The organism is Roseobacter sp. TSBP12, from assembly GCF_009129705.1.
GTDB classification, from domain to species: domain Bacteria; phylum Pseudomonadota; class Alphaproteobacteria; order Rhodobacterales; family Rhodobacteraceae; genus Celeribacter; species Celeribacter baekdonensis_A.
Genome location: NZ_PYIB01000041.1, coordinates 103,074 through 129,550, shown reverse-complemented (window position 1 = coordinate 129,550; position 26,477 = coordinate 103,074). Strand labels below are relative to the sequence as shown.

Annotated in this window: 26 protein-coding genes and 1 other RNA gene; 12 read left to right on the top strand and 15 right to left on the bottom strand. The window is 57.3% G+C overall.

What is annotated here, in order from left to right; all coding sequences use genetic code 11:
- Nucleotides 1-13 precede the first annotated feature (13 nt).
- From C8029_RS12310 to C8029_RS12290, 5 genes are all read right to left on the bottom strand, one after another.
- Complete coding sequence (locus C8029_RS12310; RefSeq protein WP_152002985.1) at nt 14-1,621, bottom strand: ABC transporter ATP-binding protein; 1,608 nt, start codon at nt 1,619-1,621, stop codon at nt 14-16.
- Nucleotides 1,618-2,724, bottom strand: coding sequence for an ABC transporter permease (locus tag C8029_RS12305; RefSeq protein WP_152002984.1), 1,107 nt, complete (start codon nt 2,722-2,724; stop codon nt 1,618-1,620). The genes C8029_RS12310 and C8029_RS12305 overlap by 4 nt, the downstream gene beginning before the upstream one ends.
- Nucleotides 2,721-3,821 carry a microcin C ABC transporter permease YejB gene (locus C8029_RS12300; protein WP_009572432.1) on the bottom strand — a complete coding sequence of 367 codons (1,101 nt, stop codon included), beginning with the start codon at nt 3,819-3,821 and terminating at the stop codon, nt 2,721-2,723. The genes C8029_RS12305 and C8029_RS12300 overlap by 4 nt, the downstream gene beginning before the upstream one ends.
- 19 nt (nt 3,822-3,840) lie before the next feature.
- Entirely contained in the window at nt 3,841-5,706 is a 1,866-nt protein-coding gene (locus C8029_RS12295; RefSeq protein ID WP_152002983.1) for an extracellular solute-binding protein, read from the bottom strand.
- Nucleotides 5,707-5,912: 206 nt separating this feature from the next.
- Nucleotides 5,913-6,434: a c-type cytochrome gene (locus tag C8029_RS12290; protein ID WP_009572430.1), complete on the bottom strand. Its 522-nt coding sequence runs from the start codon at nt 6,432-6,434 to the stop codon at nt 5,913-5,915.
- Nucleotides 6,435-6,556: 122 nt separating this feature from the next.
- Here C8029_RS12290 and C8029_RS12285 point away from each other — a divergent pair, with 122 nt between their 5' ends.
- A complete protein-coding gene (locus tag C8029_RS12285; protein WP_009572429.1) occupies nt 6,557-7,387 on the top strand; it encodes a prephenate dehydratase in 831 nt (276 codons plus the stop codon).
- A 25-nt stretch (nt 7,388-7,412) separates the two neighbouring features.
- On the opposite strand, the gene C8029_RS12280 is transcribed toward C8029_RS12285, so the two are convergent.
- Nucleotides 7,413-7,886, bottom strand: a complete 474-nt coding sequence (locus C8029_RS12280) for an SRPBCC family protein (protein ID WP_009572427.1) — start codon at nt 7,884-7,886, stop codon at nt 7,413-7,415.
- A 42-nt stretch (nt 7,887-7,928) separates the two neighbouring features.
- Entirely contained in the window at nt 7,929-8,876 is a 948-nt protein-coding gene (gene nudC / locus C8029_RS12275; protein WP_152002982.1) for an NAD(+) diphosphatase, read from the bottom strand.
- 249 nt (nt 8,877-9,125) lie between these two features.
- Here nudC and C8029_RS12270 point away from each other — a divergent pair, with 249 nt between their 5' ends.
- The 9 genes from C8029_RS12270 to recR all read left to right on the top strand — a co-directional run bounded on the left by C8029_RS12270 (nt 9,126) and on the right by recR (nt 18,346).
- Nucleotides 9,126-11,102: a bifunctional 2',3'-cyclic-nucleotide 2'-phosphodiesterase/3'-nucleotidase gene (locus C8029_RS12270; RefSeq protein WP_009572423.1), complete on the top strand. Its 1,977-nt coding sequence runs from the start codon at nt 9,126-9,128 to the stop codon at nt 11,100-11,102.
- Between the two features lie 236 nt (nt 11,103-11,338).
- Nucleotides 11,339-12,346, top strand: coding sequence for an ABC transporter substrate-binding protein (locus tag C8029_RS12265; RefSeq protein WP_009572420.1), 1,008 nt, complete (start codon nt 11,339-11,341; stop codon nt 12,344-12,346).
- 116 nt (nt 12,347-12,462) lie between these two features.
- The gene (locus C8029_RS12260) at nt 12,463-13,254 is read left to right on the top strand and encodes an ABC transporter ATP-binding protein (protein ID WP_152002981.1); all 792 of its coding nucleotides are present in this window, start codon (nt 12,463-12,465) and stop codon (nt 13,252-13,254) included.
- A complete protein-coding gene (locus C8029_RS12255; RefSeq protein ID WP_009572417.1) occupies nt 13,251-14,015 on the top strand; it encodes an ABC transporter permease in 765 nt (254 codons plus the stop codon). Before C8029_RS12260 ends, C8029_RS12255 begins: the two co-directional genes overlap by 4 nt.
- A gap of 95 nt (nt 14,016-14,110) precedes the next feature.
- Nucleotides 14,111-14,209: signal recognition particle sRNA small type (ffs, locus tag C8029_RS12250), an RNA gene on the top strand.
- A gap of 193 nt (nt 14,210-14,402) precedes the next feature.
- Nucleotides 14,403-15,461 carry a ribosome small subunit-dependent GTPase A gene (gene rsgA / locus C8029_RS12245; RefSeq protein ID WP_152002980.1) on the top strand — a complete coding sequence of 353 codons (1,059 nt, stop codon included), beginning with the start codon at nt 14,403-14,405 and terminating at the stop codon, nt 15,459-15,461.
- 89 nt (nt 15,462-15,550) lie between these two features.
- On the top strand, nt 15,551-17,344 hold the full coding sequence (locus tag C8029_RS12240; RefSeq protein ID WP_152002979.1) for a DNA polymerase III subunit gamma/tau: 1,794 nt from the start codon (nt 15,551-15,553) through the stop codon (nt 17,342-17,344).
- Between the two features lie 53 nt (nt 17,345-17,397).
- Nucleotides 17,398-17,742 (top strand): YbaB/EbfC family nucleoid-associated protein, encoded by a 345-nt coding sequence (locus C8029_RS12235; protein ID WP_009572414.1) that lies wholly within the window; start codon nt 17,398-17,400, stop codon nt 17,740-17,742.
- A complete protein-coding gene (gene recR, locus C8029_RS12230) occupies nt 17,708-18,346 on the top strand; it encodes a recombination mediator RecR (protein ID WP_009572413.1) in 639 nt (212 codons plus the stop codon). The genes C8029_RS12235 and recR overlap by 35 nt, the downstream gene beginning before the upstream one ends.
- Before the next feature lie 76 nt (nt 18,347-18,422).
- Here the strand turns inward: recR and C8029_RS12225 are convergent, their stop codons facing one another.
- Nucleotides 18,423-19,172: a DUF1013 domain-containing protein gene (locus C8029_RS12225; protein ID WP_009572412.1), complete on the bottom strand. Its 750-nt coding sequence runs from the start codon at nt 19,170-19,172 to the stop codon at nt 18,423-18,425.
- Between the two features lie 140 nt (nt 19,173-19,312).
- Here C8029_RS12225 and C8029_RS12220 point away from each other — a divergent pair, with 140 nt between their 5' ends.
- On the top strand, nt 19,313-19,954 hold the full coding sequence (locus tag C8029_RS12220; protein WP_009572411.1) for a ribonuclease T2 family protein: 642 nt from the start codon (nt 19,313-19,315) through the stop codon (nt 19,952-19,954).
- 51 nt (nt 19,955-20,005) lie between these two features.
- Here the strand turns inward: C8029_RS12220 and C8029_RS12215 are convergent, their stop codons facing one another.
- Complete coding sequence (locus C8029_RS12215; protein WP_152003001.1) at nt 20,006-20,986, bottom strand: NAD(P)H-quinone oxidoreductase; 981 nt, start codon at nt 20,984-20,986, stop codon at nt 20,006-20,008.
- Between the two features lie 14 nt (nt 20,987-21,000).
- Entirely contained in the window at nt 21,001-21,711 is a 711-nt protein-coding gene (locus C8029_RS12210) for a COQ9 family protein (protein ID WP_152002978.1), read from the bottom strand.
- 111 nt (nt 21,712-21,822) lie between these two features.
- On the opposite strand from C8029_RS12210, the gene rpsU reads away from it, so the two are divergent.
- Nucleotides 21,823-22,032: a 30S ribosomal protein S21 gene (gene rpsU / locus C8029_RS12205; RefSeq protein WP_009572408.1), complete on the top strand. Its 210-nt coding sequence runs from the start codon at nt 21,823-21,825 to the stop codon at nt 22,030-22,032.
- Between the two features lie 137 nt (nt 22,033-22,169).
- Here the strand turns inward: rpsU and C8029_RS12200 are convergent, their stop codons facing one another.
- From C8029_RS12200 to mscL, 5 genes are all read right to left on the bottom strand, one after another.
- A complete protein-coding gene (locus C8029_RS12200) occupies nt 22,170-22,529 on the bottom strand; it encodes a DUF779 domain-containing protein (protein WP_009572407.1) in 360 nt (119 codons plus the stop codon).
- Between the two features lie 102 nt (nt 22,530-22,631).
- Complete coding sequence (adh, locus tag C8029_RS12195; RefSeq protein WP_009572406.1) at nt 22,632-24,152, bottom strand: aldehyde dehydrogenase; 1,521 nt, start codon at nt 24,150-24,152, stop codon at nt 22,632-22,634.
- A gap of 134 nt (nt 24,153-24,286) precedes the next feature.
- The gene (locus C8029_RS12190) at nt 24,287-25,246 is read right to left on the bottom strand and encodes a GAF domain-containing protein (RefSeq protein ID WP_009572405.1); all 960 of its coding nucleotides are present in this window, start codon (nt 25,244-25,246) and stop codon (nt 24,287-24,289) included.
- Between the two features lie 72 nt (nt 25,247-25,318).
- Nucleotides 25,319-25,774, bottom strand: a complete 456-nt coding sequence (locus C8029_RS12185; RefSeq protein WP_040402438.1) for an Lrp/AsnC family transcriptional regulator — start codon at nt 25,772-25,774, stop codon at nt 25,319-25,321.
- Between the two features lie 213 nt (nt 25,775-25,987).
- Nucleotides 25,988-26,416, bottom strand: coding sequence for a large conductance mechanosensitive channel protein MscL (mscL, locus tag C8029_RS12180; protein WP_152002977.1), 429 nt, complete (start codon nt 26,414-26,416; stop codon nt 25,988-25,990).
- Nucleotides 26,417-26,477: the final 61 nt, after the last annotated feature.

The following is a 26,477-nucleotide window of genomic DNA, read 5'->3' as shown; positions in this document are numbered from 1 at the left end:
AGGGCGTGGGGTGTTACAACCCTGCGCCCTCTTCTACTTTTAGATCAAACGCCGCCGCCACCAAGGCGCGGGTGTAGGCCATTTGCGGGGCGTCAAAAATCGCATCGGCGTCGCCCGCCTCAACCACGTCGCCGCGCTTCATCACCAGAACCTTATGGCTCAACGCCCTCACAACCCGCAGGTCGTGGGAGATGAACAGATAGGCCAGCCTATGCGTGACCTGCAGCTTGCGCAAAAGCTCAACGATCTGCACCTGAACCGTCATATCGAGCGCCGAGGTCGGCTCGTCCAAGACCAACAGGCGGGGTCGCAAGATCATCGCGCGGGCAATGGCGATGCGTTGGCGTTGCCCGCCGGAAAACTCGTGCGGATAGCGATGGCGGGTTTCGGGGTCGAGCCCAACCTCGCGCATGATGTCGATCACCGCCGCCTCATTGGAGGCATAGCCGTCAACCTTATGCACGCTCAAACCTTCGGCGATGATCTGCGCCACGGTCATCCGCGGCGAGAGGGAGCCGAACGGGTCCTGAAACACGATCTGCATATCGGCGCGCAGTGGTCGAAGTTGACGGTTGGACCAGCCCTGAATGTCTTGCCCCAAAACGACCACTGGCCCCTGTGAGGAAATCAACCGCATTATCGCCAGTGCCAACGTGGTTTTGCCAGAACCAGATTCGCCCACGATGCCCACGGTTTCGCCTTCGCGTACCGAAAACGATGCGGCATTGACCGCTTTGACATAGCCCACCGTTTTGCGCAGAAACCCGCGCTGCACCGGGAACCAGATGCGTAATTTCTCGGTTTCGGCCACAACCTTGGCCCCTTCGGGCACCGGGTCCGGGCGACCCGTCGCAGCGGCGGCCAAAAGCATTTGGGTGTAGGGATGTTGCGGATTGTCGAAAATCAACGCCGTCGGGCCGGTTTCGACAATCTCCCCGTCTTTCATCACGCAGACCCGATCGGCGATTTTGCGCACGATATTGAGGTCATGGGTGATGAAAAGCATCGACATGCCAAGCCGATCCTTGAGCTCGCGCAACAGCTCCAGAATCTGCGCCTGAATGGTCACATCAAGCGCCGTGGTCGGTTCGTCCGCAATCAAAAGCTCGGGGTCATTGGCCAGAGCCATGGCGATCATCACACGCTGACGTTGGCCGCCCGAAAGTTGGTGCGGATAGTCTTTGAGACGGCTTTCCGGCTCATGGATGCCGACCTGTTCCAGGAGTTCAATCACCCGAGTGCGCGCCGCGGTGCCGGTCATGCCGTGGTGGATCAAAAGCACCTCGGAAAGCTGTTTTTCCAGCGTGTGCAACGGGTTGAGTGAGGTCATCGGCTCTTGGAAGATAAAGCTGATGTCATTGCCGCGCAGTTTGCGGAGTTCCTTTTCGGACGCCCCGACAAGCTCTTGACCCTGATAGATGATCGAGCCCGTGATCTCGGCCGTGTCGGGCAAAAGATTCACGCTGGAGAGCGCCGTGACGGATTTGCCGGAGCCAGATTCACCCACAAGCGCAACGGTTTCGCCTTTTTCAACGGCAAAAGACACGCCTTTGACGGCCTCGACCGTGCCCCCGTCCTGACGGAAGCCAACGCGGAGATCTGTGTAGCGCAAAAGGCTCATCGAAAGGTCTTTCTCGGGTCAAAAGCATCGCGCACGCCTTCAAAGATAAAGACAAGCAGCGACAGCATGATCGCGTAGGTGAAAAAAGCGGTGAAACCCAGCCATGGCGCCTGAAGGTTCTGTTTGGCCTGAAGCGTCATTTCGCCCAATGAGGGGTAGGATGAGGGCAGCCCGAATCCCAAGAAATCCAGCGAGGCCAACGTGCCGATGTTGCCCGTCACGATAAAGGGCAGCATCGTCAAAGTGGCGACCATGGCGTTGGGCAACATGTGGCGGAACATGATGGTGCCGTTGGAAACGCCAAGCGCACGCGCCGCACGGATATATTCGAAATTGCGCGCCCGCAGAAATTCGGCCCGCACCACACCGACCAATGCGGTCCAGCCAAACAGGATGGTCACCATCACCAAAAGCCAGAAACTTCGGCCCAAAATGGCAAACAGGATGATGATCACATAGAGCGACGGCATCGCCCCCCAAATCTCTAAAATCCGTTGGAAAATCAGGTCGGTGCGTCCGCCAAAAAATCCCTGAAGCGCGCCTGCGATGATGCCAACGAAAGACGAGAGCACCGAGACGATGAGGGTGAAGAACACCGATAGGCGAAAGCCGTAAATGACGCGGGCGACGACATCGCGTTTGGTGTCATCGGTGCCCAGCCAGTTTTGGGAGGTCGGCGGCGAGGGTGCTGCCCCCGGCCCCTCAACTTGGGTGTTGAACGAATAGCGGATCGGCGGCCAGAGCATCCAGCCTTTCTCGATCTTGTCCCCGTTGATGACTCCATCTTTGGCATCTTCGATCAGGGTGTCAGGATCGTCGAAACAGTCGACCATGCCGCCGGTTTTGACCAAACATTGTACTTCGGCATAGCGATAGACCGCTTCGGTTCTGAAATCGCCGCCGAATTCGGTTTCCGGGTAGAATTTGAAAATCGGCATGTAATAGCCGCCGCGGTATTGCACCAGGATCGGTTTGTCATTGGCCAGAAATTCGGCAAAAAGCGACAGGCCGAACAGGATCGAAAAGATGATCAGCGACCAAAACGCACGACGGTTGGCGCGAAAGTTGCGCCAACGCCGTTGGTTGAGGGGGGAAAGTGTCATGTGTCCCTCTTTTCAAAGTCGATGCGCGGGTCGACAAAGACATACATCAGGTCAGAGAGGATGCCGATCAACAGGCCGATGAGACCAAAGAAAAACAACGTGCCAAAGATCACCGGATAGTCGCGTTCAAGCGCGGCTTGGTAGCCCAAACGCCCCAACCCATCGAGCGAGAACAGCGTTTCGATGATGACCGAGCCGCCAAAGAAAACACCCAGAAACAGACCCGGAAAGCCCGCGATCACGATCAACATCGCGTTGCGAAACACATGGCCGTAGAGGACGCGGGATTCGGACAGGCCCTTGGCCTTGGCGGTGACAACGTATTGTTTGCGGATTTCATCGAGGAAGGAGTTTTTGGTCAACAGCGTGAGCGTGGCAAAAGACGAGATCACCGAGGCCAGAACCGGCAGGGTGATGTGCCACAGGTAATCCAACGCTTTGCCGACCAGCGTCATGTCGCTCCAATTCGGTGAGGTCAGCCCGCGCAGCGGGAAAATTTGCCAATAAGAGCCGCCCGCGAACAGCACCAACAGCATGATCGCAAAGAGAAATCCGGGAATGGCATAAGCCGCGATGATGATGCCGGAGGTCCATGTGTCAAAGTTCGATCCATCCCGGACCGCCTTGCGGATGCCCAAGGGAATTGAGATCATATAGGAGATCAGCGTCGCCCAAAGCCCAAGGGTGATCGACACGGGCAGCTTGTCCCACACCAGATCAAGCACCTTCTCGGATTTGAAATAGCTCTCGCCGAAATCAAACCGCATGTAGTTCCACATCATCGACAGAAAGCGTTCCAAAGGCGGCTTATCGAGGCCAAATTGACGCTCCAGATCTTTAATGAACTCAGGCGGAAGGCCACGCGCCCCGGCATATTCGCTTTCATAGCCGTTGCCATCGAGCACATCCATGTTTTGACCCGCGTCGCCCTGACCGCCGGTAAAGGAGGCAAAGGCGTCGCCTTCGCCACGCATGTTGGCCAACACCTGTTCGACAGGGCCGCCGGGCACGAATTGGGTGAGCGCGAAATTGAGGATCATGATGCCGAGCAAAGTCGGAATGATCAACAAAATGCGCCTTAAAATATAGGCTCCCATGCGGATTGTCCTGACTGGCTTATTTCAACGCGCCGGCGGCTTTGAGCGCCCGCTCTTTGTCGGCATTGACCCACCAGAAATCCAGATACCCCAGATCAAGCGGCGGCATTTTATCCTCGGACGGATGCTCATACATGTTGTAATAGGCCACCCAGTGTTTGTCGTTCATATGCGCGGGGACGATGAAATAGTCGTAGCGCATGATCCGGTCGGCGGCGCGCACAAGGGCGGCCATGTCATCATAGCTTTCGACCTCAAGCACCCGTTTGCCCAGATGATCAATCGCCGGATCAGACAGACCCGCCGGGTTGAACACGTCGTTCACGTTGTCCGATCCGTATTTCTGATCAAAGCTGGAGCCTTCTTCAAACCCGTTCGTATAGCCGCTGTAGATCATATCGTAATCAAAACTTTGGGTCCGGGCTTGGTATTGGTTTGCATCGACGCGGTTGTAGCTGGCGTTCACGCCCAGCGCGACGAGGTTTTCGATATAGGGGTTGATGATGCGATCCCAAGCCGGGTTGTAATGCAGGAATTCCACATCCAGCGTTTCGCCCTTGGCATTGCGCAATTTCCCGTCAGAGTCGGGCGTATACCCAGCCTTTTCAAGCAAAGCCAATGCCTTGCGCAGGTTCTTACGATCCAAAGAGCGTTCTCCCGACGTGTGGGGCACGAACGCCTCTTCGGTGAAAATCTCAGGCGGGACCAGGTCGCGAACCTCTTCGAGGTAGGCCAATTCTTTGCCCTCCGGCAGGCCGGTGGCCTTGAGCTGCGGCGTTTCCCAAAAGCTCTCGCGCTGTTTGAACAGCCCGTATTGCAGCGTGTCGTTGGTCCAGGTGAAATTATACATCAACCCAAGCGCCAAACGCACATTGCGATCCTGGAACTTGTCCCGGCGCAGGTTGAACAAAAATCCGGCCGCACCCGGCAGCGAGCCATCATGAAGCGCAGCTTTGATCACCCAGCCCTTTTTCAAGGCCGGAAAATCATAGGCGGTGGCCCAATTCAAAGACGAGGTCTCTTGGCGAAAGGTGATTTCACCCGATTTAAACGCCTCAAACGCTGCAATCGTATCGCCGAAATAGATCACCTTGATGGTGTCGAAATTCTCGCGCCCGACTTTGAGCGGATGTTTGGCGCCCCAATAGTCCGGGTTGCGTTTGTATTTCACCCATTGGCCGGCGTCGTAGCTGTCCAACATATAGGCCCCTGTGCCGGGAGAAACATCGAAACGCTTCTCATCCAACTTGGCGTCATTGTCCTCAAACCACGCCTTTTGCATCACCAAGGTGGCCCCGGCCTGTCCAATCAACCCTTTGCGTGGGATGTCCGGTTGAAAGGTGAATTTGACGGTATAGGGATCAAGCGCCTCCACATGCGCAATCATCGCACTGACGCCAGCGCGCCAAGACGGCGTCGCTTCGTTGATGAATTTATTATGGGTGAACACCACATCCTCGGCGGTCATCGGCGAGCCGTCGGAAAAACGCACATCCTTGCGCAGGTGGAAAATCACCCACTCCTGACTTTCAGGATATTCCAAGGTTTCACACAAAAGACAGTATTGCGCGCCGGTGAACTCGTCCGAAGTCCCTGCCATAAGCTGCTCATACGGGGTCGACGACAAGGCGGCTGGCGTCCCTGAAAGGGTCGAATAGGGGTTCATGCTGTCAAAGGTGCCCACCGTGCCCAAGACAATGTCACCGCCTTTGGGCGCGTCTGGATTGACGTAATCAAGATGGTCAAAGGGTTCGGAGTATTTCACCGTATCCCAGTCGGTGAACCATGCGCGCGTGATCGTGTCCTCAGCTTTCGCGGCTCCACTCAAAAGCGCCAACAGGGCCAAGATCGGGAAACCTGTGCGAAAAGCGGGGCGTGCGAACATATGGAACCTCCGAAAGTGTTGTGAGGCGCAGTTGGGCTGCGCGTCTTGCTCTGTGCGACGGTAATGTGTCGACGCGCCCACATGCAAGTTACAACACATCGAAAAACCGTGATCACACCCAAGCGCGTAAGAGTTTGCATAAGAAAACCCCCACTGGCACGCGGCCAATGGGGGTTTGTGATGCAATCAGGCGCGATCTGTTGAGATCAGCCAGAGATCGACTGAAGATAGGCCACGAGATTGGCGCGATCTTCGATCTTCGGCAGTCCTGCGAAAGACATTTTTGTGCCCGAAACAACGCCTTTCGGGTTGAGCAGAAATTCGTTGAGCGCCTCGGGTGTCCATGCGCCGCCATGAGCCATCATGCCGTCGGAGTAGGCAAACCCATCGACGCTTGCGACCACACGTTCAAACACGCCATCAAGATGCGGACCGGTGCCGTTGGTGCCGTCCACCTTGTGGCAGGCTTTGCATTTGGAAAAGACTTTTTCGCCTTTCGCAACATCCGCAGAGGCCAGAAGCTCGTCAAAGCTCACTTGGACCACCTCTTCTGCCGGGGCCGCATCCTCTTCGCCCGTGGCAATCACATAGGCTTGGGCGTGTTCGCCCTCATGACCTGCGCCGCCCATCGAGTAGATGGAAGTCCCAGCCCAATTGGCGAAAAGGAAGATCAAGAAGGTGCCGCAGAGGCCGCCGACGACCTTGGTGATGGTCATAGTGTTGAACATGTCGCGTTCCGTTTATATGCATTCGTCGCGCGCTATCTACCCGCTTCCCCTACTGCATTTCAAGGTATAAGACCGTCACCCACGCAAGTTAGCGCAAAACTATGAGACAAAAGGGGTCGAGAATGACCAGACGCATCGCATTTCAGGGAGAACCGGGGTCATATTCCCATCAGGCATGTCGCGAAGCACGTCCCGAGTTTGAGCCCCTGCCCTGCCCGACTTTTGAGGATGCGATGGAAGCTGTGCGCTCGGGGGCGGCTGACCTGGGCATGATTGCGGTTGAAAATTCGACCTACGGTCGTGTGCAGGACGTCTATCATCTTTTACCGGAATCAGGTCTGCACATCATTGATGAAACCTTCGTGCGGGTGCATGTGAACCTTTTGGGTCTGCCCGGCACAAACCCCTCCGACATCAAACTGGTGCGCGCCATGTCGGTGCTTTTGGGTCAGGCGCGCGGCTTTGTGCGCGACCACGGCCTGACCACGGTCAATTGGTCCGACAATGCCGCCGCTGCGCGTTCCGTGAAAGAAGAGGGCAATCCACAGATCGGGGCTTTTGCCTCGGAACTTGCCGGTGAAATTTTCGGCCTCGATGTGCTGGCACGCCATATTGAGGACCACAAACTCAACACCACCCGCTTTTTGATCATGGCGCGCGAGGCCGATTATACCCGCCGCGCAGACAAAATGGTCACAGCCTTTATGTTCCGCGTCCGCAACCTCCCCGCCGCGCTCTATAAAGCGATGGGGGGCTTTGCCACCAATGGCGTGAACATGACCAAGCTGGAAAGCTACATGGTCGACGGGGTGTTCACCGCGACGCAGTTTTATGCCGATATCGAAGGCCATCCCGACGATGAGAACGTGCGTCGTGCCCTGGATGAATTGGGCTATTTCACAGAAATGGTTGAGATTTTAGGCGTCTATCCGGCCGATCCGCGTCGAACCTAAACACACATTTTTAGGCGCGTCCCGATTATTTTCTGGGCGCGCCTTTGTATTCATCCGATAAATGGTCGCAAAACTTTGACACCCGCGTCTCGAACCGCTTTTGCAATGTGCTCTTGGCGAATTTCACGGACTGAACCAAAATCCGAGCCGACAAGGTGTTTGGTTGCACATCGTAGCCAAGTGTCATGCGCGTGCGGTGCGGCGACAGCGCCATAAGATCGGCGGTCAAAATCATGTCCAACCCGCCGGATTTCGCATCGGCCACCAAACCATTGGGCGCATCATAGTCGCGGATTTCAACGGCCAAATCGCGCAGTTTGCCCCGAAACGGCACTTTCAGCGTCCATCCGGCGCCAACTCCACGCGGCTGACTGGGCGATTTGCGCTTGACATCAATGCCGCGCCGCATTGCCTGACGCTCCAGGCCTTCAAAATCAGCGAAGCGCTCAAACACAAACTCTGCCGGTGCTTCAATGTCCTGACGGGTCGAAAATTTCATGCCAACTCACTTGTGATCAGTGCCCCAGGGCATGTTATCCCGTTATTCCCAACAGTCCGCAAGCCACTTGGTCAGAAGAAATTGCGCCAATGCGCCCTTTCGGGCAGGTCGAATTTTGCCAGACAGACCCGCCATCGCGTTTGCAAGCTCTTCGCGCGTCAGCCAAAGCGCATCCTCAAGCTCATTGGGGTCCAGCGTGATCTCAGTTGTCAAAGCCTCAGCGCGACAGCCGATCATCAAAGAGGCCGGAAATGGCCAAGGCTGGCTGGCGACATACTCGACCGTGCCAACGACCACCCCCGCTTCTTCCAAAACCTCACGCCGCACGGCGGCCTCAATCGGCTCGCCCGGCTCCATGAAACCGGCCAAAAGCGAATACATTCCTTCGGGCCAGGCCGCATCGCGCCCCAAAAGCACGGAATTTCCATGGGTCACCAACATGATCACCACAGGGTCAGTGCGTGGGAAATGTTGCACCGAACAAGCCGCACAATCGCGCCGCCAACCGCCATCGGACATCGCCGTGGGCGCGCCGCAATTGGCACAGAACATGTGCCGCCCATGCCATTCTAAAATGCCGCGCGCCGTGGCCGCAATCTCTGCCTCCCAGGGAGTCAAAAGCGTCATCAGCGATCTCAGGTCGCGAAACTCCGTCCCTTCGATTTCTGCACAGGGAACGGCGCCCCCTGACCATGGCAAAGCCGCCTCTTCTGTCGGCACAGCGACCTGCCAATGATCGACATCGACCGCAAAAATCGGCACATTCTCGTCCGAGAGGCCTAAGAATAGACAGGGGTGTTTGCCGGGATCATAGGCGACATGGTCGGTTGTGCAAAACGCAAGCCCGCCCGTTCGTCGCATCAAAGGCATTTTGTGCCAAAAGGGTATAACCAAAGCGTTTTCTTGCCCCCAAAGCCGCTTGGCATCAGGTCGCAAATGGGCCTCACGACGCAGCGCTCCCGCTGCAAAAACCACAGATTCTTTTCTCATGCGTTCAGCCATATGTTGGTTTTTGATACGCAGCCAGTATTTCAACTCCACATTCTTTGCAGGAAACACAAGATTATGTTGCATCTGTGCGACAATAGTTGAAAATACAACTCAAGGTTGTTGGCTCGATTGAAAAGCCCCCCAAAAGGATTTGTTTCAAGTCATAGGGCTGATAAATTTGTATCCGTCACACCAGTGTCTTGTGGCGTGTAAATGTTTGCGCCATCGTTAGTCAGAAGGAGGCGCATCATGAGCCGTTTGAAAACAAATATGAATCGCCGCGGCTTTATGTCCGGTACAATCGCAGGATCTGCCTTGATTGCTCTTCACCCTTTTTCAGCGCGTGCAGGCGTAAACCAAGCACATTTGCGGATTATGGAAACGACCGACCTGCATGTGCATGTCTTTCCATATGACTATTACTCGGACAAACCGATCGACACAGTCGGGCTTGCCCGCACTGCCGCGCATATCAATAACGTGCGTGCCGAGGCGACCAATACCATGCTGGTGGACAATGGCGATTTCCTTCAGGGCAATCCGATGGGTGATTTCATCGCCTATGAGCGCGGGATGAAAGAGGGTGACATGCACCCCGTCATCACCGCGATGAACACCGTGGGTTTTGACGCCTCCACTTTGGGCAACCATGAATTCAACTACGGCATTCCCTTTTTGATGAAGGCTTTGGCCGGGGCCAATTATCCGGTGATTTCCGCCAATGTCGTCTCCGAGATGGGTGCCAACCCACGCGCCGATAAAACGCTTTTGCCACCCTATGTGATTTTGGATCGCGAGCTGACCGATGGCTCCGGCGAGACCCACACCATCAAAATCGGCCTGATCGGGTTTGTCCCGCCGCAGATCATGATGTGGGACCGCAAGAACCTTGAAGGCGCCGTTGAGGCCCGCGACATCGTCGAAACAGCCCGGGCCTATGTGCCTGAAATGAAAGAAAAAGGCGCGGATATTATCATCGCACTGAACCACTCTGGCATCGGTTCTGCCGATCACAGTGACAAGATGGAAAATGCCTCCGTGCCTCTGGCCGAGATTGACGGCATTGACGCGCTGATGACTGGGCATTCCCACCTTGTTTTCCCGTCCGCGACCTATGATGGCTATGCGGCCGTCGATGCGCAAAAGGGCCTGATCCACGGCAAACCGGCGGTGATGGGCGGCTATTGGGGTTCGCATCTGGGCGTCATGGATTTGCTGTTGGAGAAAGATGGCACTGCGTGGCGCGTGGTGACCAATTCGGTCGAAACTCGTCCGATCTCGCAGCGCAACGAAGACCGCTCGATATCGCCTTTGGTCGAAAGTGTCGAACCGGTTTTGGCCTCGATCCTGGACGTTCACGAACAGACGCTCGCCTATGTGCGGCGCGCCGTGGGCAAAACCAACGCGCCGCTACATTCCTATTTTGCCCTCGTGGCCGATGACCCGTCGGTGCAAATCGTCTCCAACGCCCAGCTTTGGTACATTGCCGAGATGATGAAAGGCACCGAACACGACGGTCTGCCGATCCTCTCCGCCGCGGCGCCATTTAAGGCCGGTGGACGTGGCGGGGCTGAGTATTACACCGATGTGGCCGTGGGCGATGTGGCGATCAAAAATGTCGCCGATCTTTACCTTTACCCGAACACGATCCGCGCGGTGCGGATCAACGGCGCGCAACTCAAAGGCTGGCTGGAGCGCTCCGCTGGCATGTTCAATCAGGTCGAAAAAGGCGCGAAAGATGCGCTTTTGCTCAACCCGGATTTTGCCTCCTACAATTTCGATGTCATCGACGGCGTGACCTACCAAATCGACATTTCGCAGCCGTCGCGGTTTGACACCAATGGCGAGGTTTTGAACCCGAACGCCTCGCGCATCGTCAATCTGACTTACAATGGCGCACCGGTGACCAAAGACATGGAATTCATCGTCGCCACAAACAATTATCGCGCGGGCGGTGGCGGCACCTTCCCCGGCGCTGATGGCTCGACCGTGATTTTCGAAGGCCCGGACACCAACCGCGATATCATCGTGCGCTATATCGTGGACCAAGGGACGATCAACCCGGCCGCCGACAACAATTGGTCACTTGCCCCCTTGGGTGACACCACGGTGTTGTTCGAAACCGGCCCCGCCGCACGTCAACATTTGGCCGATCTCGAAGGGCTCACAATTGAGGACGCGGGGGAAGGCCATGATGGCTTTGCGCAATTCCGCATCACGCTTTGAATATCAGGGGGGTGGGTTTGGTTACCTAGACCCGCCCCAGCGAGTCGCACACTTCTGAGTGCCCTTACGTCATGCAGACGTCGAGATTCGCCATATTTGCGCAATATTTAAGCATAAGTGAATTTATGCGCTGTGATTTTGCGCAGCGCATAAATCGTATACACCATTGTGGACCTTACCCTCGCGACCAAAATACCTCTGCGCCACACTGAGTTGGAACGACACGAGGGAAATCCATGTTCTATAAATCCATTACAACTCTGGCAGCCTTTGCGCTGACCGCAACCGCTGCCTATGCCGAAACCGCGCTGCCTTTTGCGCTGGATTGGAAATTCGAAGGCCCCGCCGCCCCGTTTTTCACCGCGATCGAGGCCGGGTATTTCGCCGATCAGGACCTGTCGGTGGAAATCTCTGCCGGTCAGGGCTCGCTTGACGCGATCCCGAAAGTGGCCACCGGCGCCTATCCCGTTGGCATGGCCGACATCAACAGCCTGGTGAAATTTCTCGATCAAAACCCCGGCGCGCCCGTCACCGCAATTATGATGATCTATGACGCCCCGGCGTTTTCGGTTGTGGGTCGCAAATCCTTGGGTATTGAAGCACCGAAAGACCTTGAAGGTCACGTTTTGGGCGCACCGCCGCCCGATGGCGCATGGGCACAGTTCCCGATTTTTGCCGCCGAAAACGATCTCGACATGTCGAAAATCACCGTCGAGCCGGTGGGTTTCCCAACCCGTGAACCGATGTTGGCCGAAGGCAAAGTCGATGCTGTCACCGGCTTTAACTTTTCATCCTACCTCAACCTCGTGCGTCTTGGCGTGCCTGAGGATGACATTTCGACCATTATGATGAGCGATTTTGGCGTGAGCCTTTATGGCAACGTGCTTTTGGTCAACACCGACTTTGCCGCCGAACACCCCGACGCGATCAAAGGCTTTTTGAGCGCGGTTGTCGCCGGTTGGAAAGACGCGGTTGTCGATCCGAAAGCCGCCGTGGAAAACATGGTGAAATACAACCCGGCCTCTGATGTCGATCTTGAAACCCGCCGCTTGGAGCTTGCGCTCGAAGGCAACGTGTTGACCGATTACGTTGTGGCCAACGGCTTTGGTGGCATTGACGACGCGCGGTTTGAAGGCTCTTTGGAGCAGCTCGGCATGGTCTATGACTTCAAGGCCGCACCAGATGCGAGCCTCTATTTCACCGACGCCTATCTGCCCGCCGCGGCGGATCGGATGCTGAAATAAGCGCCTGAACTGAATGATGCGGGTGCGGGACCTTTTCAAAGGCCGCGCCCGCTTTTTATGGCAAGACCCGACTGAATTCGGGAGCCAGACACGGCCCAGATACGGCAGAGAGCCAGATGACAAACCTCATAGACATCAAAGGCGTGACCCATGCCTACAAAACCGAAAACGGCCCGCTGCCCGTTCTCGAAAACCTCAACATTTCGGTGCCGGAAGGCGATTTTTGCGCCGTGGTTGGCCCGTCTGGCTGTGGCAAATCCACGCTGACACGCCTGATCGCCGGGCTGATGAAACCCGATGAGGGCGAGGTTTGGCTGCATGGCGAACGCGTTACCTCGCCGCGCTCGACCGTGGGCATGGCGTTTCAAAACCCGGTGCTTTTGGAATGGCGCACGATTTTGGACAATGTGTTACTGCCGCTCGAAATCGTGCCCAACAGCATGAGCAAACGCCAAAAACAAGACCGCGCCCGCGATCTTTTGGCGCTCGTTGGCCTTGATGGATTTGAGGACAAACGCCCCTCTGAACTCTCCGGCGGGATGCGCCAACGCGCCTCTCTGTGTCGCTCCATCGTCCACAAACCCGACGTGTTGATCATGGACGAACCCTTTGGCGCGCTTGATGCCTTTACCCGTGAAGACCTGTGGCAAACCATGCACCGCCTGCGCGCCGAAGAACCGTTCACCGGTGTGTTGATCACCCACGATTTGCGCGAGAGCGTCTATTTGGCCGACGAGGTCATTGTGCTCTCTGGTCGACCAGCAACGACCCAACATGTTGAAAATGTAAAACTTTCGGGTCGCACCGATTTGGAAGTGATTTACACGCAGGAGGCCACAGATATTCTGCATCGGCTGCGCCATCAGATCGAAGTGGCGCAGGGTCGCGCAGAGGTGGTGGCACAATGAAACATTGGAAAAAAGTCGCCACGCCAACGTTCGCCATCATCGCGTTTCTGGCGTTTTGGGAATTCATCGTTTGGTTCAACCACTGGCCAAATTACAAAATGGCCTCGCCCTCGGATCTGATCCCCGCCTATGCGAAATATTGGAACCTGTTCCTCATTTACGGTTGGCAAACGCTCTGGCGCACCGTTGTCGGGCTGATCGTTGCGGTTATTTTCGGCACCTTGATCGGCATGGTTATGGGCTTTTCACGCACCATGCGCGACGCGCTCTACCCGCTTTTGGTCGGCTTCAACGCCATTCCCAAAGCCACCGTTGTCCCGGTGATCGCGCTGATTTTCATCGGTCAGCATGATTTCAACACCATTCTCATCGCCTTCATGATTTCGTTCTTTCCGATCTCCGTGGCGGTCTCCATCGGCCTGTCCACCTTGGAGCCGGAATATCGCGACATCTTGCGCTCGCTCGGGGCCTCGAAATGGACGATTTTCTGGAAGATCGCCTTGCCCAAAACCCTACCGGAATTTTTCGGCGCGTTGAAAGTGTCGGTCACGCTGGCCTTTATCGGCACCAACCTGATGGAGATCGTCGAACCGCATGGGCGCGGCCTTGGCCACCTGTTTGATAGCGGCAAAATCAACGCCGATTACCCGCTGATGTTCGCGGTTCTGATCGCTTTGGCGTTTTTGGGGATCGTACTTTATTACATCGTCGTCGCGCTGGAGAAAATCTTTGCCGGTTGGGCGGAACGCCCACAGGGATGAATGGGCGGAATGCCCATAGGGGTAAAAACATCATCAAGAGGGCGAGGGTCATCCGCCCTCTTGCGAATCCGCCCTGTGACGCTTATGTAACCCCTTGAGAGGTTGGCGCGGGCGAGCGCCTCGCCAACCCGGTCAGATCCGGAAGGAAGCAGCCGTAACGAGTCCAGCTTGGGTCGTTGTCCAGCCTCTCACCTAACGCCACCGGGTCGCAGCTTTGAAAGCGTGGCCCGCAACCGCCAACCGAGGAGGAATTTGATGATTGTCTTGTCTTGCACCCCTCGGGCTGTTGCCGTTTAAGGCGTTTCCCATTTTCGGACTGCCCGAGACCGAATGCCCTCGCCGCCCTACCCGGCGCGAGGCCCTTTTTGTGTCACGCAAGGCAGACCAATGACCCAAGACACCACATCTACAGACCTGAAAACCCTCGGCTGGAGCCAGTTTTTCACCAGCCAACTCAGCATCGAAGAGCTCGAAACCCTCACCCCGATGCGCCTCTCCGAAGTGCGTCGTCGCTCCGTAGTGGCGCTCTCCGCCAGGCTTGAGCGGCTGGACATTTCTCTGACCGGAGATCATGTCGCCACCGATATGGCGGTGGGCGACTTTGTCCTTTCGGACGGCGAACGCATCATCCGGCGGCTGGATCGGCGCACGCTAATCTCGCGCCGCGCTGCGGGCGTTGCCGCCTCCGCGCAACTGATCGCCGCCAATATCGACACGCTGTTCATCACCACATCGTGCAACACCGACTTCAACGAAGCGCGGCTCGAACGCTATCTTGCCATTGCGATCGAAGCCGAAGCCACGCCCGTGATCGTCATCACCAAGGCCGACAAACCCGAAGACATCCCGGTCGAGGCCTATGTGGACCGAGCCAAGGCGATTTACGATCAGGCCGAGGTTTTGGCGATCAACGCCAAAGACCCCGCCGACATCGCGCGTTTGGAGCATTACTGCGGCACGGGGCAAACCCTCGCGCTGGTCGGCTCGTCAGGGGTGGGCAAATCCACCATCGCGCGTGGGCTGACTGGCGAGGATTTGGACGTCGGCGACATTCGTGAAGACGATGCCAAAGGTCGCCACACCACCACGGCACGCTCCATGCACCGGATGCACGCTGGCGGCTGGTTGATCGACACGCCGGGGATGCGCGAATTGGCGTTGCACGATGCGATGGAGGGAATTGGCACCCTGTTTGAGGACATCACCGATCTGGCGATGACCTGCAAATTTTCGGATTGCCAACATCGCACCGAACCCGGCTGTGCCATCCGTGCGGCAATTGAAACGGGTGAACTGGATGAGCCACGGGTCGAGCGTTGGCGCAAGCTGATGGAAGAGGACAGCCGCAATTCGGAAAGCATTTCCGAGGCGCGCGGGCGCGGGCGGAAGTTCTCCAAAATGGTGAAACAAGCCAAAAAGGTCAAAAGCGTCAAACGCGGCGAGTGAGCCCAATCGCAAAGATCGCATGAAACACGGTTGCGGGGTTTGCCCCGCAGCCTTACCTTAGCCGCAACGGATCACTTGGGAGAAAACGCATGTCTGACACCGACGCAGGCTATAAGGTTCTGGCACGCAAATACCGCCCGGAAACCTTTGCCGACCTCGTCGGTCAGGACGCTATGGTGCGTACACTCAAAAACGCCTTTGCGGCAGATCGGATCGCCCAAGCCTTTATCATGACCGGCATTCGCGGCACCGGCAAAACCACCACCGCGCGGATCATCGCCAAAGGGATGAACTGTATCGGATTGGATGGCAATGGTGGGCCGACGACCGAACCCTGTGGCCAATGCGAGCATTGCGTGGCCATCACCGAGGGCCGTCATGTCGATGTGATGGAGATGGACGCCGCCTCGCGCACGGGCGTGGGCGACATCCGCGAAATCATCGACTCGGTGCATTACCGCGCCGCCTCTGCGCGATATAAAATCTACATCATCGACGAAGTTCACATGCTCTCTACCAGTGCGTTCAACGCCCTGCTCAAGACGCTCGAAGAACCGCCCGCCCACGTCAAATTCATCTTTGCCACCACCGAAATCCGCAAGGTGCCCGTGACGGTGCTGTCGCGCTGTCAGCGCTTTGATCTGCGCCGGATCGAACCCGAGGTGATGATCGCGCTGTTGCGCAAAATTGCGGGCGGCGAAAACGGTCAGATCACCGACGAAGCGCTGGCTTTGATCACGCGGGCTGCCGAAGGCTCGGCGCGTGATGCGACCTCGCTTTTGGATCAGGCCCTGTCACATGGTGCGGGCGAAACCACGGTCGAACAGGTCCGCGCCATGTTGGGGCTGGCGGATCGCGGTCGGGTGCTGGATCTGTTCGACATGATCATGGCCGGCGACGCAGCGGGCGCTTTGGGAGAGATCGGCGGGCAGTATGCCGACGGGGCTGACCCTTTGGCGGTGCTGCGCGATCTGGCCGAAATCACCCATTGGATTTCGGTGATCAAGATCACACCCAATGCCGCAGATGACCCGACCATCGGCCCGGACGAACGGATGCGCGGGTTGGCGATGGCGGAGAAATTGCCGATGCGGGTGCTGTCGCGAATGTGGCAGATGTTGTTGAAAGCCCTCGAAGAAGTCTCCGCGGCGCCGAATGCGATGATGGCCTCAGAGATGGCGATCATCCGGCTGACCCATGTCGCCGACCTGCCGATGCCCGAAGATTTGGTGCGCAAACTTAACGAGCAAAACCCACCGCCGCGCCCACCTTCTGGTCCAAGTGGTGGCCCTGGCGGCGGCGGGGCCGCGCCCTCCGGTGGCGGCTCGGTCTCGGCCCAAGGCGGTCCAATGGGCGGCGGTCACGCCACCCACGGGCCAACGATGATGGGCGCTGGCGCATCGGGTGCCGCCACCGCTTTGGCGCAGGCCCCGGACACCGCTTTGGCGAAATATCCGCGCTTTGAGGATGTGGTCGACTTGATCCGCCTGCACCGTGACGCGAAACTTTTGATCGACGTGGAAAACCATGTGCGGCTGGCGAAATACGCGCCCGGTCGGATCGAATTTCAGCCCCATGATGAGGCCCCCGCCGATCTGGCCCCACGCCTGCAAAGCCGCCTGTTTGCCTTTACCGGCCACCGCTGGGGCGTGACGATTGCGGAGGCGCCAGAAGGCGTGCGCACGATCCGTGAGGTCAAAGATGCCGAACGCATTGCCTTGGAGATCGAAGCCAAAGCCCATCCGATTGTCGCCAAAGTGTTTGAACTTTTCCCCAGCGCGAAAATCGCCGAGGTGCGCACCCCCGAGACCAAAATGCAGGCCGCCCAACTTGAGGCTCTGCCCGAGGTTGAGGATGAATGGGACCCGTTTGAAAGCGATTGACGATCGCAGACTTCACCCCCAAATCAGACCAAGTCAGAGATCAGGAGAACAACATGCTTAAAGGCCTAGGTGGGCTCGGCGATATGGCCGGGATGATGAAAAAAGCCCAGAAAATGCAAAGCGATATGGCGGAGCTTCAGGAAAAATTGTCGGAGATGACCGTCATGGGCGAAAGCGGCGCAGGGCTTGTGAAAGCCACCGCGACCGCCAAGGGCCAGTTGGTCGGGCTCGACATTGATCCGTCGATTTTCCACCCCGACGAAAAAGAAGTGGTCGAGGATTTGATCCTTGCGGCCATCAAGGATGCGCAAGCGAAAGCGTCGCAACGCGCCGAAACAGAGATGCAGAAACTGACCGAGGGCCTTGGGCTTCCGGCTGATTTCAAACTGCCGTTCTGAACCGATTGTGGGTGAGGATCGTCAGGATATTGAGGCGCTGATCGACCTGATGGCGCGTTTGCCGGGGCTTGGACCGCGCTCGGCCCGGCGTGCCGTGTTGCACCTGATCAAAAAACGCGGACGCCTGATGTCCCCCTTGGCGACACAGATGCAATTGGTGGCGGATACGGCACGCGAATGCATCACATGTGGCAATATCGGCACGGGCGATCTCTGTGGCATTTGCGCTTCCGAAAAGCGCGCCATAGGTGAGATTTGCGTGGTCGAAGACGTGTCGGACCTTTGGGCGATGGAACGCGCGGGCGGATTTAAAGGCCGCTATCATGTGCTGGGCGGGACATTGTCCGCGCTCGATGCCGTCGGGCCAGAAGACCTGCGCATTCCGGCGCTGATCCAACGGGTGATGGACGAACAGGTGCATGAGGTGATCCTGGCGCTCAACGCCACGGTCGATGGCCAAACCACGGCGCATTACATCAGTGATGAGCTGGCCGGACGCTGCGCGGTGACGTCTTTGGCGCAGGGCGTACCAATTGGCGGTGAGTTGGATTATCTCGATGACGGCACGATCAGCGCGGCGCTGAAAGCGCGTAAATCCGTCTAAATCCACACCTCGACCAAACACGAAAAAACCCAGACCGACCGGCCTGGGCTTTCTTTTTCGACTGGATGTCAGACACTTACTTGTCGTCGTCTTCGTCCTCATCGCCGTGATCGGGCAGGTTAAAGAAGCTGTCCGCATCTGGCAGGGCCTCTTCTTTTTCCTCTTCATGGTCACGACCAAAGGAAAAGGTCTCAAGCCCGGAGATCGAAGACGGCATTTTCGGCTCTGCATCCATACCCAAGGATTGTTCCGTGGACAGCAGTTTGCGGCGCTCGTCATCGGTCATCGCTTCGCCATTGGCGGCGCGTTTCTGGGCGGCTTTTTGCACGGCTGTGTCCAGCTCGGATTGCTTACACAGACCCAAAGCAACCGGATCAATCGGCTGCATGTTGGCGATGTTCCAATGGGTGCGCTCGCGGATGGATTGGATCGTCGGTTTGGTGGTGCCCACCAGTTTGGCGATCTGACTATCGGCCAATTCCGGGTGAAATTTCACCAACCAAAGGATCGAATTCGGGCGGTCCTGACGTTTAGACAGTGGCGTGTAGCGCGGGCCACGGCGTTTTTCTTCGCCTTGAGCGGCGGCATTGTATTTCAACGACAGGCGCGCCATCGGGTTTTCTTCGGCCGCTTTGATTTCCTCTGCAGTCAACTGATTGTTGGCCACCGGGTCAAAGCCACGCACGCCAGCCGCCACATCGCCATCGGCAATGCCTTGAACTTCAAGCTCATGCAGGCCGCAGAAATCGGCGATTTGTTTAAAGCTCAGCGTGGTGTTATCGACCAGCCAGACAGCGGTGGCTTTCGCCATGATCGGTTTTGCCATAGGACACACTCCATAAATAGGTCTTGCCCGAATACAACTTCTCCGTCGCCTGAAAGGGCTTTCCCGGAGGCCGGGACGGTTCACGTTGTCGGGGAACTTGGCGGCTGTATACTGCGGATCGAGAAAAGAGGGAAGAGAAAATGCGTAAACGGATCGTGAGTGCCTTGCTGGGCTTGGTGTTGCTCATCGCACCGCCTGCGATGGCAGAGGGCGAGCGGGCCGGGGATTTCGACTATTATGTGTTGTCTCTGTCTTGGTCCCCGACATGGTGTACTCTTGAGGGTGAGGCACGCAATTCGCCGCAATGTGATCGTGATCTGGGATGGGTGCTGCATGGGCTTTGGCCGCAGTACGAACAGGGCTACCCCTCCTATTGCAACACCACCGCGCGCGACCCGTCGAAACGCGAAACTGCGGCGATGGAGGACATTATGGGGACCGATGGTGCAGCGTGGTATCAATGGAAGAAACACGGGCGCTGTGCAGGGCTTTCGGCATCGGATTACCTTGCCACCGCACGCGACGCTTACGCAAAAATCACCCGCCCAGAAGTGTTTCGCAAACTGACCAAGGACGTCAAACTCCCCGCCGCTTTGATCGAGGACGCGTTTATGAAAGAGAACGCCGGATTGGACAAAAACGAGATCACCGTGACCTGCAAAGCCAGCCGTATCCAAGAGGTGCGCATTTGCCTGACCAAGGATTTGGAACCACGCAGATGCGGCGCGGATGTGATCCGCGATTGCACCTTGGATGACGCGTTGTTTGAGGCGATAGAGTGAGTATTTGACCTGCAATGAAGGCGCAAAACCCTCCATTGCAGGTCAAAATATTCAGAGCGCCAATACGATCTTGCCGATATGGGCGTTGGTTTCCATCAAGGCATGGGCACGGCTTGCCTCCGCAAGCGCGAATTCGGAATGCATCACCGGACCAACCTGCCCGGCTTCGATCAACGGCCAGACTTTCGCCAACAGAGCTTCGGCGATTTTGGCCTTGGCCGCATCCGATTGCGGGCGCAGCGTTGAGCCGGTCAGTGTCAGCCGCCGCATCATCACCTGAGCAAAATTCAGCTCAGCCTTTGAGCCTTGCAAGAAGGCGATGTTGACCAAGCGACCCTCCATGGCGAGCGCACGCACATTGCGCGGGATGTAATCGCCGCCAACCATGTCGAGGATCAGATTGGCCCCGCCCTCGGCTTTCAGAACCTCGACAAAATCCTCATCGCGGTAGTTGATCGCCCGTTCCGCCCCCAATCCTTCACAGGCTTTGCATTTCTCGGCGGAGCCTGCCGTGGCAAACACCCGTGCCCCGAAAGCGCGGGCCAGTTGGATGGCCGTGGTGCCAATGCCGGACGAGCCGCCATGGACCAAAAACCGCTCCCCCGCCTGTAATGCCCCGCGCATGAACACATTGCTCCAGACGGTGAAAAACGTCTCCGGCAAACAGGCGGCTTCTTTCAACGAGAGGCCTCTGGGCACGGGCAGAGCATGGGCCGCCGGGGTGGCCACATAATCGGCATAGCCACCGCCGGGCAACAGTGCGCACACCTGATCGCCGATCCGCCACTCAGACACCGCCGCGCCCACTGCCACAACTTCACCCGCGCCCTCAAGACCGGGCAAATCGGACGCGCCCGGCGGCGGATTATAAAGCCCCGCGCGTTGCAAAGCGTCGGGACGGTTGACCCCGGCATAGGCCAGTTTGATCACGATCTCGTCGGCTTTGGGCGTCGGCACCGGGCGTTCACAAAGCGTCAGAGCTTCGGGGCCGCCCGGCGCGGAAATCTCAATCGCACGCATGGTGGTGGGCAGGGTGGTCGGCGGGGTCATTCAGTCGCTCCTTGCGTGCTCTGTTGGGTTCCGGGGACATCTGTGCGGCCCGCGCCCGCGGGGGCTTTGATCATACCAAACAGCGCGTTCGGCACGGCAAACAGCGCCGACAGCGCCTTGTTGTCGCGTACCGTAGCCTTGGTCTTTTCAATCTTCATCACATCCTCGATGCGCCGGTCGAGGAAGGCGCGGGTGTCGGTAAAGCCTTCGCTGTCATCGCCGAGCCAGAACAGCACGGTCGAGGCAAACACACCCGACAAAGTCACGCGTTTGGTGTACCAATTCACATCGCGCGAGGTGTCGCCCAGCGCGGTCCAAATGGCATCCGCTGTTTCCCAGACCAATTTCGTGCCCTCAGGCGCATGCAGAGGCAGAGAGAACAGCGACATGCCACGGCGCACCAATTCGCGATCCACCGTTTGCAACCGCAGCCATACGGCATGGGTGACGCGGTCAGTGAAACGCATGGTTGAGAGATCGGTTTCCGCGAGCGCCTTGACCATCTCGCGGTCGCCGCGTTTGTGATAAGCACTGGCCAGATCGACGGAGCCACGCGGGGCGGCGACGCGCGCCAAACCTTCGGACACACCCGAATCAGCAATCGCCGCTTTAAACGTCTCAGGCCCCCAACCATCAAACACCACATGAACAAGGGCGGCATCGAGCAGTTTTTCACGAGTCGGATCGGGATAAGCGGTTGTTGTCATCTGATACGTCCTTTTGCGGCTTACGAGCATAGTAGACAAGCTAGGGTGACTTTGCTATATGGCCACTTCCTGCAATTCATGCAAATCTAACTAGGAAGGTGGTGACACCACATGCAGGTTAGCGTTCGTGATAACAACGTCGATCAGGCCCTCCGGGCTCTGAAGAAAAAACTTCAACGTGAAGGCGTTTTTCGTGAAATGAAGCTGAAGCAACATTTCGAAAAGCCGTCCGTGAAGAAAGCGCGCGAGAAGGCCGAGGCCATCCGCCGTGCCCGTAAGCTGGCTCGTAAAAAAGCTCAGCGCGAAGGTATGTCTCTTTAAGCCGTCAGGCCCCGAGAGGCTCGACGTTTCGAGCGGCCCTTGTCCGCAAGGATGAAGGGACATAAAAATACGACCCCCGTGGCGCAAGCTCCGGGGGTTTGTTTTTATTCAACGGGAGCAACCGAGACCGGCAAAGGTCAGAGTGCCAAAGCCGCCGCTTCGTCATCGCTAAACAGGCGCGATCGCGACAGAAAGCATTGGCCACGCCCGGTGTCGAGCGAAAATCCCGCACCATGGCCGGGGGCTGCATCCAGAACCATCTGACTGTAGCGCCAAATTTCAAACAGAGACTCGGAGACCCAAACCTCGGCCCCCTCAATTTCGCCCAGCTTCACATCGCGCAGCCCAATCAAATAGTCGCCCTTCTTGTAACACATCGGCGATGAGCCATCGCAACAGCCGCCCGATTGTACAAACATCACCGGACCATAGTCCGTGACGATATCGGCCAGCAAAGCCCGCGCGGCAGGGGTAGCAATCACACGATCAGGGATCATCGGACCCTCCAAAACAAAACGCCAAAACGGGGACAGGGCGCAGCCAAAGCCACGCCCTGTAGAGTAAGGGGACACGCATAACGTGCCCCCACGGGGAGGAGCTCAGAAGAACCCGAGTTTGTTCGGGTTGTAAGACACCAGCATGTTTTTGGTTTGCTGGTAATGGTCGAGCATCATCTTGTGGTTTTCACGTCCGACGCCGGACTGTTTGTAGCCACCGAATGCAGCGTGCGCCGGGTAAGCGTGGTAGTTGTTCACCCAAACACGACCGGCCTGAATGTGACGACCGAAGCGGTAGCAGGTGTTCATGTCACGCGACCAGACGCCAGCGCCGAGGCCGTACATCGTGTCATTGGCGATTTGAAGCGCTTCTTCTTCGGTTTTAAAGGTGGTCACGGAGACGACCGGGCCAAAGATTTCCTCTTGGAACACACGCATTTTGTTGTGGCCTTTGAGGATGGTCGGCTGGATGTAATAGCCGTCTTTGAGATCGCCACCAAAGCGCGCAGCATCGCCGCCGACAAGAACTTCGGCACCTTCTTCGCGACCGATGGTCAGGTAGGACAGGATTTTTTCCTGCTGCTCGGCAGACGCCTGAGCCCCAACCATGGTGTTGATGTCGCGCGGATCGCCTTGTTTGATGGCTTTCACACGAGCAATACACCGTTCGATGAACTCTTCGTAGATGTCTTCCTGGATCAAAGCACGCGACGGGCAGGTGCAGACTTCGCCTTGGTTGAAGGCAAAGAGAACAAAGCCTTCGACAGCTTTGTCGAGGAAGGCGTCATCTTCGCGCATCACATCGGAGAAGAAGATGTTCGGCGATTTGCCACCCAACTCCAAGGTCACCGGGATCAGGTTCTCGGTGGCATATTGCATGATCATCCGGCCGGTTGCGGTCGAACCGGTGAAAGCGATTTTAGCAATGCGCGGCGAGCGCGCAAGCGGCGCACCGACTTCGGCACCATAGCCGTTGACGATGTTGAGCGTGCCAGCCGGCAGAAGATCGGCGATGAGTTCCATGAACACCATGATCGCAGCCGGGGTCTGTTCTGCCGGTTTCAGCACGATACAGTTGCCAGCGGCCAGAGCAGGCGCGATTTTCCAAGCGGCCATCAGGATGGAGAAGTTCCACGGAATGATCTGGCCGACAACGCCCAGAGGCTCATGGAAGTGATAGGCGATGGTGTCCGAGTCGATTTCCGACATGGAACCTTCCTGGCCGCGCAGAACACCCGCAAAGTAGCGGAAGTGGTCGGCGGAAAGCGGAATATCGGCAGCCATGGTTTCACGGATCGGCTTACCGTTGTCCCAGGTTTCTGCCGTTGCGATGGCTTCGAGGTGCTCTTCGATCCGGTCGGCGATTTTCAACAGGATGTTGGCGCGCTCCGTGGCGCTGGTCTGGCCCCATGCGTCTTTGGCGGCATGAGCGGCATCCAGGGCCAACTCGACATCGGCCGCGTCAGAGCGGGCCACTTCACACACTTTCTGGCCGGTGATCGGCGTGGTGTTGTCGAAATATTTGCCGTGGACAGGCGGGGTAAATTTACCACCGATAAAGTTGTCATAACGGGCTTTGAAAGGCGATGCGTACTGTGCGCTCGCGTCAGCTTGAACGTTCATTGTTTTCCTCCTCAGGGTGTTGACGTCTCCCACGCCAACATATGAAGAGAGTGTGAACGCGACCTTAAGCTGCGGTCACCCCCTGTTTCCCACGCCGCAGCGCGGCAATGTCTCAGGGGTGAGACAGGTACGGATCAGTTTTCACCGTTCTCGCCAATCCCGAGCCGTTTCATCCGGCGATAGAGCGTGGCACGACCGATTCCAAGTTCACGCGCCGCCGCAGACACATTGCCACCCGCCCGCGCAATCGCCCGTTTCAACGCCGCTCGCTCGGCCCGCTCCAAGGCAGACACGGTGCTATCCCGCCCCAGAATATCCGACGCCGGTGTGGGCACGATATGCGCCCCCTGCCCCAGTCCAAACGCACGGCGCGCCGCACGGGTGGCACCGATGATCAAATCGTCATGATCCACCGCCAAAAGCACCGCCCCATCCGGGCGATCTTCAGGGGCGGTGATGATCCGGGCTTTCGGGAACGCGGCGCGGAAGGCATCTGTTTCTATTTGCTTGGCGGTTTGGGCCACAACATTGGAAATCAACCGCGCATAGGCTTCGGTCTGATCGGCGCGGCAGGACGACACATCAAGGGCGGCAATCAATTCGCCATCGGGGCCAAAAATCGGCGCATCCATGCAGGACATCACCGTGTTGCGGCTTAGAAAATGTTCGTCGCGGTGGATCGTGATCTGACGCGCCTCGGCGATACAGGTGCCGATGCCATTGGTGCCCTCGGATTCCTCCGACCAATCGGCCCCGGTCCAAAGCCCCCAGGATTGAAACGTGTCAGAATCAGCATCTTTGGAGCGCTGATCCAAAACCACCCCGTCCCGATCTGTCATCATCACCGAACAGCCGGTGTTACCTACCATTTGAAACAGTTGGTCGAGTTTTGGCGAGGCAAGATTCATAAAACCGCCAAGCCGCTCACGACGCTCCGAGATTTCCGCCTCTGAGAACCGTCGCGGCGTCACCGGGCGTTCGGGATCAAGCCCATGCTTTTTCAGAGACCGCCGCCAACTGGCCGTCAAACGCGTGCCAACGGACCCCGATTCGACGGTAGAAATGACGTGTTCTGCGTGGTTTATGCGTGCCATGATGCCGCCTCCTCCCAAATGCGACAGGTCGTAGACTTACCACAGGGTCGGTCAATCGCCAAACCCAGACCTTTAGACAGGTAAAGCCGTGGTTTTGAACACGGTGCGCATGGCGAAAGACGATTGCATGGTTTGCACGCCGGGCAGCGCGACGAGGCGGCGGTGAATTTGGGCAAAGTGATCGGTGTCGGCGGCGACGACTTTGAGGATATAATCCGCCTTGCCCGCCATCAGGTGACACTCCAAAACGTCAGGCACATTGCGCACCGCCTTTTCAAAAGCGTGCAAAATATCGTCGGCTTGGCTGGTGAGCGTGACCTCGACAAAAACAGTGGAGCGACGATCCAAGTGGCGTGGGTCCAAAAGTGCCACATAGTCGCGGATCAGCCCTTCGGCTTCAAGCCGCTGCACCCGACGATGACAGGCGGAGCTGGACACATTCGCCTCTTGCGCAAGATCGGCGTTTGAAATGCGTCCCTTGCGCTGTAAAATTCGTAAAATCCGCCGATCCGTTTCGTCAATTTTGATCATATCGGCAGCCTCTCCCGGTTTTTCCAGATAATTCGTCCCAATCTCCCACAGTTTATTTTTTTCGGCAAGCCGCGACGGATATGGCCGCCTGTTGCGTATGAAAGATGTGTCCCCGAGGCGTGATGCCTTATAGCATCACGCGAAAAGGCCCGTTGGTGCGATCCAACGGGCCTTTTTGATGTCTTCCATGCCTTGCGAGCACTCGGGTTGTTACTTTTTCAAAGAATCGCGAATTTCGATCAGAATATCGAGCTCGGACGGGCCTGCCGGAGCGGCCGGGGTAACCTCTTTCGGAGGCAAGGCTGCGGCTTTGAGTTTGTTGACGTAGCGCACCAACATGAACACCACGAAGGCAATGATCAGGAAATTGATGACCGCCATGAGGAATGACCCATAAGCAAACACCGCCGCACCCGCTTCGCGTGCCGCGTCCAAAGACGCGCCCGCGGGCACCTCGCCGGACAGCACCAGATAGTTGTTGGTGAAATCCAAACCGCCGGTGAACAGCCCGATGAACGGATTGATCAGGTCGGCGACCATGGAACTGACGATCGCAGTAAAGGCGGCACCAACGATAATACCAACCGCCATGTCCATGACGTTGCCTTTGGCGATGAAATCTTTAAATTCTTTGAACATTCTCTGTCCCCGTTCTTACCAATTCCGCCGTGTCCAAACGACGCAGTGACGCACATTGCGT